Origin of the sequence: Neobacillus niacini (assembly GCF_023715785.1) — a bacterium.
GTDB classification, from domain to species: domain Bacteria; phylum Bacillota; class Bacilli; order Bacillales; family Cytobacillaceae; genus Neobacillus; species Neobacillus niacini_E.
The window spans coordinates 299760-313513 of the sequence record NZ_JAMBOX010000003.1; the positions used below are offsets into that span (position 1 = coordinate 299760).

Sequence of the window (13754 nt, forward strand, 5' to 3'; positions counted from 1 at the left end):
CCAATGCCGGGGCTTTAATTTTGATGTTTTAACCTAAAGGCTATTTAATCACAGAGTTCTCTTTTGCCTCTTTGATGATTTGGTTACCATTCTTCTGATAATCTTTCATCGCCTGTTCAGGTGATTTTTGACCTGTAAAAATAGCTTGTAGTTCAGGGTACAGAACCTGTCTTAACTGGCTGTAACCAGGAACACTGCCTGTAAAGTTAAACAAATATGGAGCATTTTTATCATAAGCTTCGAATAATGGGTTGTCTGCCTTGAACTCATCCGCTACTGAAGTTCTTACAGGTACACCATTTTTTGATGCTTTAACTAACTCAGGGTCAGTGGAGAAGAACTTTACGAAATCCTTACTTACTTTGATTCTAGTTTCGTCTTGAGTGTTAAATACTGCTGCGCCGGAAACATATGTGAATGTTAACGGGTCGCCGCTTTCAGATGGAATGTTAGCAAGTCTGATATCAAACTTTGGTGCTTTTCCTTCATTCATTTCCGCCTTCGTGTTGTTAAATAAAACAGAGTTCGTAAAGGCGATCGCAATCTTTTGGTTCTTAAACATAGCTAGCACGTCATTAGAAGAAACAGATTCGGCACCTGGGTTTGTTAAGCCGGCATCATACGTTTTCTTTAACCATTCAGCCGCTTTAGCACCCTTTGCATCATCAAGCACGATATTGCCTTTTTTATCAAAGAATTTATTGCCAAACATTCTTAAATAAGCAAGGTTCCAAGTGTCACCTTGGTTATTAAGGGCATAAAGTCCCATTGGATAAGCATTTGAATATTTGTCTTTTGGTAAATCGTTCTTAAGCTTGTTTAAAATTGTTTCGTATTCATCTAAAGTCCAAGTCTTGATTTCATTCTCACCGCCGATATACTCCTCAAGTCCGGCAGCCTTGAACATCTCAGCATTATAGGCTAATGTTCCTGGCATATGAGAGAATGGATAGAAGTAAATGTCCTTACCGAAAGTGACACTTTCCCAATAATTTTGATCAATATCTTTCTTGGCAGTATCATCCACAATATCATTTAATGGAACTAAAGCACCGCGATGTGCGTAGTCACCCATAGCAAATGTATTTTCAAAGAAGATATCCGGAGGAGTGCCGCCGTTTAATTTAACGTTTAACAGCTCATCACGTTGGTCACTGGCGATGACTTCAACATTAACTTTTACATCATATTCCTTATATTGCTTTGAGAATTTCTCCGCAGCATATTTGAAGAAGCTATCATAGTCAGCCCCTTTTTCATTTGCATCCATAACACCTTTCCACTGTGGTGTTAACATCAGGGATAATTCTACAGTTTTGTCTTTGGAACCTGCTGCAGGTTTACCTGAATCTTTATCTGAACATCCAGCTAATAAAGCTGAAAGTGCCAGAACACCGGTTAAAGCGGTTGATAGAAAACGCTTTTTTAACATACGTTTCTCTCCCTTGATAAAATATTTTTTATTTTATTGAAGACAAGCTCGGCAAGAAGCCTGTGACCTTCCTCATCAAGATGCATATAATCAATCGTATTCATCGGGACAATCCCCTTGGTATCGAGGAATTCCGTATTTTGTATTTGCATTAGGCCTTTCAAGTGTGATGATAGCTCCGCTGACTTAAGGTCACAATCTTTTCCCATTGATTTTCCCACTTCGGTTTCAAAATACTCTTTACCGATTGGAGGCGGGGCAACCACCAAAACTATTGGACTAGCTCCCTTTATGCCTGCGGTTGTGGCCTTTGCTTTTTGCGAGATTCTGGCGATCCCTTGTGCAATGTTATACGAAGTTAAATGAAACCTTTCCTTCGTATCATTTGTACCAAGCATGATGATGACCAGTTCGAGCGGCGCATGGCTCATCAAACAGGGATGAATATAATTCAATCCATTTAACCCTTCGAATAAAGGATCATCCACTACAGCAGTCCGGCCTGAAAGTCCCTCTTCCACCACTTGAAACTCTTCACCCAAACGCTCGGCCAGGAGGCTTGTCCATCTGACACCTTCCGGAAATCTTTCCAATGTTTTGGCATCGAAACCCCATGTATTAGAATCTCCGAAACAAACGATTCTTTTTTTCATAGTGTTACATCCCGTATTTGCGAATGGCGTTATCAATCATATCCTTAATTTCTTTTACCTTGTTTAGGTCGTCGCCTGTCACAGGCTCAAGCGGCCCTCTTACGCTTCCGATATTGACGCCGCGTAATTTGAGAAGTTCCTTAATCGTGGAATACATATGGCCGTTCAAAGAACATAAAGCAATAATAATATCGTTAATATCCCTTTGAATGTTCCTTGCTAGTTCAAAATTGCCGGTTGCCACAAACTCTTCTGCTTTTAAAAGCAGTTCCGGCATAGCTGCGTATGTCCCGCCAATCCCGCTGTCAGCACCGATTAATCTTCCGGAAACATACTGTTCATCCGGACCATTAAAGACAATAAAATCTTCTCCGGCCGCTGCCTTAAACCGTTCAATATCCATAACTGGCATTGAAGAGTTCTTAACGCCGATTACTTTCTTGTTCTCAATTAACTTGTTAAAAGTCGAAAGCGACAGATTGTATCCTGTTGTCTGCGGGATATTGTATATAATAAATGGCAATTCTGTTGAATCCATGATTTCCGTCCAATACTTGATTACTGAGCTGTCCGGAAGCTTAAAGTAGATTGGAGGAATGGCAGATAATGCATCATATCCCAACTCTGCTGCATGCTTGGCTAAAATAACGCTTTCCCTCGTAGACGGCGCACCCACATGAGCAATTAACGTAAGCTTGCCTTTAACCGCTTCGGCAACATATTTTAACGTTGCTTTTCTTTCCTCAAGGTTTTGGTAAATACATTCGCCTGAGCTTCCACCTACATAAAGACCCTTTACCCCTTTTTCGTAAAGGTAGTTACAAAGATCCTTTGTTCTGTCTTCTGATACTTCTCCTGCATCATCATAGCAAGCATAAAATGCCGGAATAATACCTTTAAATTTTTCTAGATTCATATGTCTTCCCCACCTGAGTGATAGTAATGTTACCGTTTACAATAAAAATATATCATAGTAATCTAACTATGTAAATAATTTTCTTCTTTTTTTGATTTCCTGAAAAAATTCTTCACCTTTTTTGAAAATCCCATGCCAATTTTACCTTGCTTCAAAATCAAGGTTCATTTCCCCATTACGTAGTGAAATGAATAATCTTCTGTTATAAAATTCATCCTCGGCTGGATAGTCTTCACGGTAATGTGCCCCCCTGCTTTCCCTTCTTTCTTGCATGGCCTTAAGCAACAGGCTCGAAAGGACCAAAAAGTTTCTTGCCTTGAAGGCACTTTTTCTTTCTTTGACATTATTTATGAAAAACTCCATGTTAAAAGAGGACTTCAATCTCTCTATTTTTTCCAAAGCAGCCTGAAGATTTTTTTCATCACGAATGACATTGCCATTGAACCACATTATTTCTCTTACAGCATCCAGCACTTCATGTGGTGTTATGGAATCATTGGTTTGTGCCGAAAAGGATTGAATCGCTTGAGACAATGTTGCAGTCTCTTGCTGTGAATTGATTTTTTCCAGATTGACTCCCTCTAGGTATTGGAGACAATCCTGTGCCGCTCTTTTTCCAAATACCATACACGCCCCGGTAGAATTTCCTCCGAGTCTGTTAGCACCCTCAATACCTCCAGCCAATTCCCCGATTGCATAAAGCCCCGGGACACCTGTCCGGCCATGGCTGTCCACTTTGACGCCGCCGTTGCTGGCATGGGCAAACGGAGCAATTTTCATCGTATCCCTGATCAGGTTGATTCCGCGTTCATCTAGCCAATTTAAATAAATGGTATAGAAATCACTATTATTCTGGTAGATTTCGGAATCATAGATCAGCTCGAATCCATCTTCACTATTCGTTCTGAAAATTTCTTTCATCATCGCGATATCAAAATATTTAGATGGCAAGGAGTTTGTGAATGGCCCATGGGTGCTGCGGACCTTAAAGCAGTCCTCCTTCGACATTCCTTCCGGAAGCACTTTATCCAATATGCTTTTTCCTTTGTCATCGACAAAGTCTTTGCAATAATTTAAGGTATGCTCGCCCCATAATGTCTTATATTTTGGCGAGGTAAAGCCGGGTATGAACTGAATGAACTCCATATTCACCAGGCTAGCTCCTGCTTCAAGCGCAAGAATATGCCCGGAACCATCGACATCATTTGGATTCAGATTATGCTTGTAAATATTTCCAAACCCACCAGTAGCAAGGACAACGGCTTTACAGTTAATCATGATGAAATCATTATCCCGATTCAAAAGGATGGCACCGCATATTCTATCATTCTCTTTAAGTAGAGAAACGACCGCCGTTCTTTCCATTAAGGAAATATTAGGGTAGTTTTCCATTATTTCTGTCACATTTGTCCTGATTTTGTCCCAGTCCTTCAGCATGTATATCGTTCTGCCATGATTGGCAAAACAGGCTTTGCGGTCATCGGAAAGCTTATAAGGCTCAATCCCGATTTCGGGATACTCCTCGACCCTGTCCTGTATCTCATCAATGTAGATTTTCGCCATTTCTCGGTCTTGCATATTATGGCTGACGGCGTCAATATCCTCTAAAAACACGGCCTTATCTTCTTCATTTTTAGTAACTTGTGTTCCTAATGAGGCCTTTAACGGAAAAAAACTTGAACCGGAACACAGTTGTGTTTTGGTTGACATAATGATATTTTTTCCGGCCTTGGCCAGTTCCATGCTCACTTTAAGACCGGCAATACCGCTGCCAACAACCAATACATCTGTTGTCATGATGTCTTTAATCATTTGTACTGCACATCCTAAATAAGTATTTTAAAAACCACTTTTCTAACCTTTTCCGGATCGTCCACTTTGATGCCCGTCATATGAACATCATCCGGAAACAACAACATAAAGTCGCCTTGTTCCAGCTTTACCTTGGATTGCACCTTGCCTTCAAGCAAGTAATAGTCGTCCTGTTCATCGTATTCCTTTGTTACAGTCATTTTGTCAAATTGCTCACGGGCAATAAATTCGGAACCCTCAAGAATATAGTGAAGATCGAGATATTTTTTGTGAGATTCCCAGAAACGTTCCTCCTGATCTTTTGTTACATACTCGATTAAGTTGAAGAAAATTTCATCCCCTTCCACTTCATGCGTACCTGTTTGGAGTCCTGCAAAATCGTGGTTCTGAATGTATTGAACCGCACGATTAACTCTTTCGGTTATTCCTTTATATAGTTCAAAATTGCCTATATGATCTGCTATCATTTCTTTTGCTCCTTAACTGAATAAGTTGTCTTGGTATTAAACGCTTTCAAACAGAATATATCACAATTAATCGATAACGTAAATTATTTCCCCCTCAATCAATAATTCTGAAAAAAATTTTCACCTTTTTCGTTTAAAAAAAGCGCCATAGACTATATTATCTATGGCGCTTTTCTTCTTTTTCAATGATGATTTCATCAACAAGCCGCTCTGCTACTTTCCGATACAAATTCCCCATATGCACAAGTGAGGCAATCATCAGCACCTGTTCAAGGTATGGCGACTGGCCACTTTGTCCATCAGTGATTTCTTTCTTCACTTCCTCTACCCTTCTATTGATATCTTGCTTAAAATCGTCGACATCTTTTTCAGTAATATTCAAGTAGCTTTGATAAAAAGAATCCAAATCGATATCCTCTTTAACAACTCTTTTATTCAAACCATCAAGCGTTGTTTTAATATCATTGATAGAAAGGGCCCCTTTTAATTGGTAGATTAAGCTGATTAACATCAGATGTTCCCTCGAATATTTTTTATTTTTTATCGGAAACATCAGCTTTCCCTTTGCATAGTTGTTAATCATCGTCTTGGTCAGGACTTTTTCCTCGTCATTTCGTCTAGAGTCCGCAAACTTGCTTTCAAACAATTGAATGACTTGATCCATATATAAATCAATCTTTGGGATATCCTCTATTGCCAAATTCGCCTCCAGGTTTATCCCCTCGATGATTTGGTTGATTTTTTCCATTTGTAAAACCCCGTTCATTTACTAATGTTTTTATTATACCTGATGGAAAAGGCATTGACTAGATGAAGATACACTCGTATCATTATATGTAGTTATTAAAACTACATGTTGTAACAGGAGGGATTCATTATGAACGCTTATATCCGCGAACCTATCAACGGTCTCACACATTTAATTGGAGCAATTTTGTCATTTGTAGGACTGCTGGCGATGGTCATCAAAGCATCAATGACCACACCATCACCATTAGCCATTACAGCTGTCATCATTTTTGGGATTAGCATGATTTTACTTTATTCCGCATCGGCCACTTATCACATGGTAATGGCAAAGGATAAGGTGATTGCTTTTCTGAGACGGCTTGACCATTCAATGATCTTTATCCTGATTGCCGGTACCTATACTCCATTTTGCTTTATCAGTTTGAATGGAAAAACGGGTGCCATTCTGTTTTCCATCATTTCCGGAATTGCGGTCTGCGGAGTTGTGTTTAAAATGGTTTGGTTCCATTGCCCACGGTGGATTTCAACCGCTCTTTATATCGCCATGGGCTGGATGGTTGTTTTCGTTTTCTCACCGCTTGCAGGCAGTTTGAATCCGGTGGGCTTGTTCCTTTTGGTACTAGGTGGAGTCTTCTACACAGTTGGCGGCGTGATTTACGGGGCAAAACCAAAGTTCTTAAAATTCAAGCATTGGGGCTTCCATGAAATTTTCCACATTTTTATCATGCTTGGCAGCCTGGCGCATTTCTTGAGTGTGTTTTTGTATGTAATATAGGAAAGAGCCTTCCCGACGGGCTAGGCTCTTTTTTTGATTTCTTTTAGATTTCTATAAAACCATACTTTTTTAAGATCTTCAGCGATTTTTCCGTTTGCAGATAATCGAAAAATAGTTGCGCTTCCTTTGGGTGGGCGGTTTCCTTAATCACGCCTACCGGATAAATAATCGGTTCGTGGGTATTCTCTGCGGCGGTTGCGACCACCTCCACCTTTTTGGACATAAGCGCATCCGTTTTATAAACGAATCCTGCATCGACGTTTCCGGTTTCTACATAGGTCAGCACCTGACGGACATCCTTGGCATAGATTACTTTGGATTCAATGTTTTCCCAAACCTTCAAGTTTTCTAGTGTTTGCTTCGCGTATTTTCCCGCGGGGACCGATTCTGGGGTTCCAAGTGAAATCTTGTCTGCTTTAGTGATGTCTGCAAGTGTCTTGATCCCTTTCGCCGAACCCTTCGGCACCACCAGAACGAGTTCATTACCGACAAGATCAACACTATTGTCCTTGTCAATTAGGCCGTCTCTCACCAGTTGATCAAATTTATCCTCTGTGGCGGAAAAGAATAAGTCGACAGGCGCACCTTGAGAAATTTGCTGTTGCAGCGCTCCTGACGCGCCAAAATTATAGTTAATTTTTATATTGGGATGTTCCTTTTCGAAGTCATCTTTTATTTCATTTAGCGCTGCCTGTAAACTGGCCGCAGCCGAAATTGTTAATTCTACTTTTTCTACTGCAGGTTTTTCCTCATCTTTTGTGCATCCCGTAATAACCAGCAATAATAGCAGTGCCATCGAAAATAGGTAATAATGCTTTTTCACAGACTTTCTCCGTTAATTCGATTCATCAGCTCTTCATGCAAAACGACAGCATGATTATATACTGGATCCTTTGCCCCGTATAATAGCGTTACCTGCTCATTGGCTGCAGTTTCGAGGACTTGTCTCATCAGGTTTTGCTTTTGATCGTCGGATCGGAGTTCTTCAAGATAGCGACTGCGAAATTCTGGGAACAGTTCAGGCTTATGACAGAACCATTTCCTCAATTCCGGGCTTGGAGCAATGTCCTTAAACCAATACTGCAGCTTGGCAGACTCCTTCGAAATGCCCCGCGGCCAAACACGATCCACCAAAACCCTGCATCCATCCATCTCATCATACGGCTCATAAATTCGCTTTAAAAAAATATTGCTCATACAATCACCTGTTTCTTGGAAAATAAAGATTGGTGTCAGGCACCAGAAAAAGACAAATTACCGAATTTGTCCACTCCAGATGGACAAATTGTAAAATTTTGTATACACTATGTGTTTCTCATCCGCTTGGCAATTAATCTTCGTCTTTCACATCGAGGTCTTCCGGGATTGGTTCGTTCAGGATTTCTTCGACGAGTTGTTTGTATTTTTCCATTTGTCTTAGATGGGTGTTAAATTGATCTTTATAAATTAAATACTCGATACCGTCGTAAAGAGCGCGGATTTTCTTCTGCTGAATTAGTTTTTCTACTGTCGCTTCTGGCATATTAAGATATTCCGCTGTTTCTTTTAATGTTAAATACATAGTCCTTATCTCGCTTTCGTAAAATCAAGGGCGTTAACTACCCGCCCCGCCCTTCCTTTGGTAGTGACCGCCTGTGATAGTGAATTAAGAATCGCTTCCTCGGCCGCTTCTGCCGCCGCTGCAAATAATTCATTCATAAGCGGGTGGTCTTCACGCAGCTGGATCCGCGTTTCCGTCATCTCCTCTGAAAAATGGGCGATTCTTTGGGCCGTTGAAAAAGAAATGACAATATCGCCGCTGCCGTGGCCAAAATGGCTTCCGGTTCTGCCAAGACCAATACCGCAGCGTTTGGAAACTCGAAGCAGCTGCCTGTCACTTAACGGAGCATCTGTTGCCAACACAATCATAATCGAACCGTCTGACGTTTCCGAGAGCCCCCCCTCGCCTTCATACTGAAACGCCCGAAACTCTTCCTGTTTCCCAAAATTGCTTAAAACAAGACAGCCAACTGTGTAACCTTCCACCACACGTGATGAAGAGCCGATACCACCTTTATAACCAAAACAAACCATCCCTTTACCGGCCCCGACCGCTCCTTCTTCTGCTTGCCCGTTCGTGGCCTTGTTAATCGCCTCAATAGCATGTTCCGGCTTGACCGGAAACAAGCGAATAGAATTGAGGTGGCCGTCATTACATTCGCCGACCACCACATTGATGGTTCCGGTCGTATCGCCAATTTCCGGATTCAGATCAAGCATGTAAGCCAATGTCCCTTGGGTTACCGCAGGCACGCCAAAGGTATTGGTCAGCATGATTGGCGACTCTAGGACTCCCAATTCGTTAACCTGGACTAGCCCGGTTGTTTTTCCAAAGCCATTAATGACATAGCTTGCCGCTGTCACCTTTTCTTTAAAGATATTGCCGTTATGCGGAAGGATCGCCGTCACACCCGTGCAAGCATAGTCTTCACCCGTTTCACCTATCGAAAAATCCAGCGTCACATGACCGACCATCACACCGCGAACATCGGTAATGCAATTTTTCACCCCAACCGGCAGCCTTCCGACTTTGATTCCCAGTTCTCTCGCCTTCATCGTTTCACCCCCGTCCTGTGATAAAGGAAGTTTTCAGAAGCAAAGCCTCTAACTTCATCCTCGGAGTAGTATTTTAAAAGCTCATTGATGAGATTTTGCGTTTTTGACGCGTCCTCCAGGTTGATGACAAATTGGGAAATCCCATCAAAATCCGATCCCAAGCCAATCTGCTTCACCCCACCCAAAGAACAAAAGTGATCAATATGCTTCACGAGGTCAGTAATGGTTACTTCCCCGGATTCTTTAATAAACGGCGGATGATAGACAACATGAATCATCCCGCCTTTTTTAAACATCACTTTTGCCATTTCATCGGTTAAATTACGTGGACTGTTGCAGAGTGCCCTGGCGTTTGAATGACTGGCAATCGGGTACTGTGCCAGTTCCATTACATCCCAAAACGCCTTGTCACTCAAGTGTGAAACATCGGTCAGGACCTGATTCTTGTTATTTAATTTCACGACTTCTTTTCCGAACAGGGTCAGTCCGCCGCCGCGCGGCTCCCCAGCACCGTCTGCAGCCAAGTTGGCAAAATTCCAAGTCAGCCCGACTAATCGAACTCCAAGGCGATATAGTGTTTCAAGCTTCGTTAAATCATTGCCGATTGCATCGACACCTTCAAGTGTTAACACCGCCCCAATCTGGCCAATTTTAAGGTTGTCAATTTCTGACCATTCCTTGATATGCACCATGTCAGGATTTTTACCGAGGACTTCCTTGTAAAAATAATCAACCTGCTCCAGCGCCACCTGGAATTTTTGATCTGAATTGAGATATGGCTCGATAAAAATGGCAAAGAATTGGACTTTAACATTTCCCTGCTGCAATCGAGTCTTATTCGCCTGCAGTTCCGGCGCATCGGCAAACCGCAACTCCCCTTTGGCCTCCCAAAGCTTTAGAAGTACATCACAATGCAAGTCTATAATATTCAAAGATGTCGACCCCTTTTTACTAAAAAGTGTATCACAAATCCCATCAAAAAAGGACCACCATGTGGCCCTCGTTAATCTTGACTTTTCTCGGATTCGATTACTCTCAAGCTGGATTCCCCCGGATTTTCCATGATATGTTTCAACACGGACAGCCTGTTGGTCCAGAACTGGTCGTAGAATTGTTTCAATTCCTTTAACGGTTCCAGCTGAAGCTGATAGATTTTTTCCCTGCCCTGTTTGCGGCCGCGGACCAATTCCGCTTCAGAGAGAACTTGCAGATGCTTAGCGATGGCCGTGCGGCTAATCGAAAAATGTGAAGTGATTTCGGAAATCGGCAGTTCTTTTTCGGCAAGAAGCTTTAATACCTCTCGCCGTGTCGGGTCAGCAATCGCTTGAAAAACATCATGTTTTTGAGCTGATGCGGACACTTAGCCCTCCACGATCCGTTTTAATTTTTGCACGATGCCTTCCCAGCCGCCTGACATTGTTTCCCGAATGACAGAGGACTTCTGCCCGGCTTTGCCGATGATTTCATCAGCTGCTTTCCAGCCTCCGTGGATCAACGTGAATTCGGTCTTGCCGCCCAAGTCTTTCAAAATAAACGAAGCAAACCAGCCTTCGGTATCCCAATTAAACGAAAGTTTATTGGGCGGGTCCAATTCCGTTACCTTGCATGGGGATGGACCAAATGGTGACTGCAAATGGAATTCATGGCCGACTTCCGGTTTGAAATCATTTGGCATGAACCATGCGGCAATCCCTTCAGCGGTGGAAACCTGGTCCCATACTTTTTGAATGGGTGCCTCGATGACAACAGATTTTTTGATATCTTCCAGTGTATTTACCATTTGTTCTCCTACTTTCCTATTAAAAATACAAAACCTTTTGGTTTCACATTCTGAATTATATAAAACCATTTGGTTTCATGTCAATATATTAGTTTCCTCTAATCCACACTTTCTATGCAAAAAAATCTCTCCACATCATGGTAAAGAGATTTTTCTGCGAAAAATGACATGTTCAAGCAGAAGACACAGCACTAAGCCAACGATTAAGCCATTAGCCACGATATTGCGCAGCCATGGCACCACCGATTCAAAGCTTTCCGGAGGCAGGAACATCAGGCCAATGCCAACCATCAATGAAAGGCCGATGACCAATAAATTGCGTTGGGAAGGCTCCTGTCCCATTAAATCGCGTATACCGAAGCCAAGCATTTGTGAAAAAGGAATAAACAAGGACGCATAGGCAACTTCTAATGGCATGACAGCCAAAAATCCGGAAATATATGGAAAAAAGGCAATGACAATCATCATCAGGGCTCCAATGATCACTGGGCGTTTCGCTTTAATCCCGGTTGTCGTAATAAATCCTGCCGATACGGACAAGGGAACAACCCCAACAACCGAAAACAACCCGGATAAAACCAAGTTGACTCCATTGCCGAAAATCCCCTTTTGGTATTGAACCGGCTTAATTTCTTTTTCCAGCGCAATTCCGACCACCAAGATACTGGCTATAACATTTGAAATCAGCACAATGGAGGTGATGATCGAGGTCAGGATGATTCCCGCATCAAACTCCGGTATACCCCAGCTAAGCGGCTTTGGTACCGAAAACCAGCTTGACGGCTCGTAAGTTTTTCCGGGATGAATGAGTCCCAGCCAATAAAACAACAACCAGCCAACAATAATGCCAAAAAAGGGCCCCATGCTTTTTAATAGGCCATTGGTCTTTAAAGAAATCACTAGGATGATCAAGATTTCAACGAAACAAATGAACGCAATTTTTCCATTCAACTGGCCAGTCGCAGTCACACCGAGAATGCTTTTGAAAAATGAACCGCTCAGCTGACTGACAAGTAAAATTAAATAAACACCTGTCACGATTGGAGTAAACAGATTGCGGACTTTTTCAATAATCGGCAAAAAGCCGAGGATAGCCAGAAAGATTCCGGAAATGATAAGTCCCATTTCTAATTGTTGCAGCAGTTGTCCGTGTTCACCGGGGGCGCTCATGGTCCCAAGCAGGATAAAAATCGCCCACCACATCCCGGCGGCACCCTCGACCACTTGAAGGCGATGGCCGAAGAAGATTTGAATTAATGTAGCCGCACCGGAAATCAACAGCATTCTTTCCATGAAGCCTGCAATTTCCGCCGGGGACATTTGAAAGGCGGCGCCCACCACCACCGGGACAGCAATCACATTGGTTAACATAAAAATCGCCCATTGGATTCCCTGTATCCCCGATAAAGCGGCACTGCCTCTTTGTTCCATTTCGTTCATTGTGGAATTCCTTCTTTCCAAAACAACCTAATTACTACACTAAAAAAGATATCACAACTTTCCATGCAATTATAGTTAAACTATTTCACGCACGGAAAAGCATAAATACATCTCAAGCCTTAGTCAAAATTAATCCCCTGGTACATCGCGAAAAAACAAAGGATTTCTTATTCTAAATATAGAAGATGTAAGGAAGAAAAGGGGATGGGGAAAAATGAAGCGAATTTTAATTCTTTTATTAGTCATTACTGGCCTATATATTGTCTTTAATCAATCCAATGTGCTGGATGTATTAGGTGGAAACGGCAATAAAAATGATGAAGCGGCCATTACCAATAATACGGAAGTAATCAAGGTGGATGTGGGTAGTGTCAGCACTACGATCATTCCAGAAGACCGGAAGAATTTACGGGCGGAATATGAAGGAAAGCAAAAGCTGACAGTTAAAGAAAATGGTGACGAAGTAGAGGTTCGCTTAAAAAGCAAATGGTTTAATTGGTTTAACTGGGGCAGCCAAAAAAGCAATCTAAAAATATACATTCCGGAAGATTATGATCAGGATATGTGGATTGACCTTGGCTCAGGGAATTTGAATTTTTCCGGTGCCTCCAAAAATAAACCAATGAAATTAGAAAAATTAACCTTAGATATAGGTTCAGGTAATATGAATCTTCGCAATCTTGAGGTGAAAGAGCTTTATCAGGACGTTTCATCTGGTAATGTCAATATGAATTCTATTAAAACAGAAAAAGGTATCTTTGATGTCAGCTCGGGGAATCTTGATATCGACCACTATTCAGGCGGAATTGCAGCCGATGTCAGTTCCGGAAGGCTAGCGGTTCAAGTTGAGCAGTTGACCGACAGCATTAAAATGGATATTAGCTCTGGGCTTGTTGATTTGGATTTGCCAGACGATGCCGATTTCACCTTAAATGGTGAAGTGAGCAGCGGTAAGATCTCCTGCGACCTGCCGTTAAAGGATAAAGTGCAGAATAGAGAGATGATCAGTGGAAAACATGGGTCAGGAAAGCATACTATCAACCTGGATGTCTCAAGCGGGATTATAAATATTAATTAGTTATACAGGGGCCGTTCTGTGCGTAAAAACATGCACGTGAACTGTCCCTGTTTCAC

16 protein-coding genes are annotated in these 13754 nt (G+C 42.0%); 2 read left to right on the top strand and 14 right to left on the bottom strand.

Features of this window, described 5'->3' with window-relative positions; genetic code table 11:
* Positions 1 to 40 precede the first annotated feature (40 nt).
* From M3234_RS09075 to M3234_RS09100, 6 genes are all read right to left on the bottom strand, one after another.
* On the bottom strand, positions 41 to 1432 hold the full coding sequence (locus M3234_RS09075; RefSeq protein WP_262304414.1) for an ABC transporter substrate-binding protein: 1392 nt from the start codon (positions 1430 to 1432) through the stop codon (positions 41 to 43).
* Positions 1426 to 2085 (bottom strand): SGNH/GDSL hydrolase family protein, encoded by a 660-nt coding sequence (locus M3234_RS09080; RefSeq protein WP_262304415.1) that lies wholly within the window; start codon positions 2083 to 2085, stop codon positions 1426 to 1428. The genes M3234_RS09075 and M3234_RS09080 overlap by 7 nt, the downstream gene beginning before the upstream one ends.
* Positions 2086 to 2089: 4 nt before the next feature.
* On the bottom strand, positions 2090 to 3001 hold the full coding sequence (locus M3234_RS09085) for a dihydrodipicolinate synthase family protein (protein ID WP_262304416.1): 912 nt from the start codon (positions 2999 to 3001) through the stop codon (positions 2090 to 2092).
* A gap of 141 nt (positions 3002 to 3142) precedes the next feature.
* The gene (locus M3234_RS09090; RefSeq protein WP_262304417.1) at positions 3143 to 4813 is read right to left on the bottom strand and encodes an FAD-binding protein; all 1671 of its coding nucleotides are present in this window, start codon (positions 4811 to 4813) and stop codon (positions 3143 to 3145) included.
* Positions 4814 to 4827: 14 nt separating this feature from the next.
* Positions 4828 to 5280: a NanQ anomerase/TabA/YiaL family protein gene (locus tag M3234_RS09095; RefSeq protein ID WP_262304418.1), complete on the bottom strand. Its 453-nt coding sequence runs from the start codon at positions 5278 to 5280 to the stop codon at positions 4828 to 4830.
* A gap of 157 nt (positions 5281 to 5437) precedes the next feature.
* The gene (locus M3234_RS09100; protein WP_262304419.1) at positions 5438 to 6028 is read right to left on the bottom strand and encodes a DUF1836 domain-containing protein; all 591 of its coding nucleotides are present in this window, start codon (positions 6026 to 6028) and stop codon (positions 5438 to 5440) included.
* Positions 6029 to 6157: 129 nt separating this feature from the next.
* Between M3234_RS09100 and trhA the strand changes: the two genes are divergently transcribed.
* Positions 6158 to 6805 carry a PAQR family membrane homeostasis protein TrhA gene (trhA, locus tag M3234_RS09105; RefSeq protein WP_262304420.1) on the top strand — a complete coding sequence of 216 codons (648 nt, stop codon included), beginning with the start codon at positions 6158 to 6160 and terminating at the stop codon, positions 6803 to 6805.
* Positions 6806 to 6848: 43 nt separating this feature from the next.
* On the opposite strand, the gene modA is transcribed toward trhA, so the two are convergent.
* From modA to M3234_RS09145, 8 genes are all read right to left on the bottom strand, one after another.
* Entirely contained in the window at positions 6849 to 7628 is a 780-nt protein-coding gene (gene modA, locus M3234_RS09110) for a molybdate ABC transporter substrate-binding protein (protein WP_262304421.1), read from the bottom strand.
* On the bottom strand, positions 7625 to 8002 hold the full coding sequence (locus M3234_RS09115) for a DUF488 domain-containing protein (protein WP_262304422.1): 378 nt from the start codon (positions 8000 to 8002) through the stop codon (positions 7625 to 7627). The genes modA and M3234_RS09115 overlap by 4 nt, the downstream gene beginning before the upstream one ends.
* 133 nt (positions 8003 to 8135) lie before the next feature.
* Positions 8136 to 8366 (bottom strand): excisionase family DNA-binding protein, encoded by a 231-nt coding sequence (locus M3234_RS09120; protein WP_262304423.1) that lies wholly within the window; start codon positions 8364 to 8366, stop codon positions 8136 to 8138.
* A 5-nt stretch (positions 8367 to 8371) separates the two neighbouring features.
* Positions 8372 to 9400 (bottom strand): DmpA family aminopeptidase, encoded by a 1029-nt coding sequence (locus M3234_RS09125; protein ID WP_262304424.1) that lies wholly within the window; start codon positions 9398 to 9400, stop codon positions 8372 to 8374.
* Positions 9397 to 10332, bottom strand: coding sequence for a dipeptidase (locus M3234_RS09130; protein WP_262304425.1), 936 nt, complete (start codon positions 10330 to 10332; stop codon positions 9397 to 9399). Before M3234_RS09130 ends, M3234_RS09125 begins: the two co-directional genes overlap by 4 nt.
* 71 nt (positions 10333 to 10403) lie before the next feature.
* Positions 10404 to 10760, bottom strand: a complete 357-nt coding sequence (locus M3234_RS09135) for an ArsR/SmtB family transcription factor (RefSeq protein ID WP_262304426.1) — start codon at positions 10758 to 10760, stop codon at positions 10404 to 10406.
* Positions 10761 to 11180 carry an SRPBCC family protein gene (locus M3234_RS09140; protein WP_262304427.1) on the bottom strand — a complete coding sequence of 140 codons (420 nt, stop codon included), beginning with the start codon at positions 11178 to 11180 and terminating at the stop codon, positions 10761 to 10763.
* A gap of 135 nt (positions 11181 to 11315) precedes the next feature.
* Entirely contained in the window at positions 11316 to 12620 is a 1305-nt protein-coding gene (locus M3234_RS09145; RefSeq protein WP_262304428.1) for a purine/pyrimidine permease, read from the bottom strand.
* A 214-nt stretch (positions 12621 to 12834) separates the two neighbouring features.
* On the opposite strand from M3234_RS09145, the gene liaG reads away from it, so the two are divergent.
* Positions 12835 to 13698, top strand: coding sequence for a LiaG family protein (liaG, locus tag M3234_RS09150; RefSeq protein WP_262304429.1), 864 nt, complete (start codon positions 12835 to 12837; stop codon positions 13696 to 13698).
* Positions 13699 to 13754: the final 56 nt, after the last annotated feature.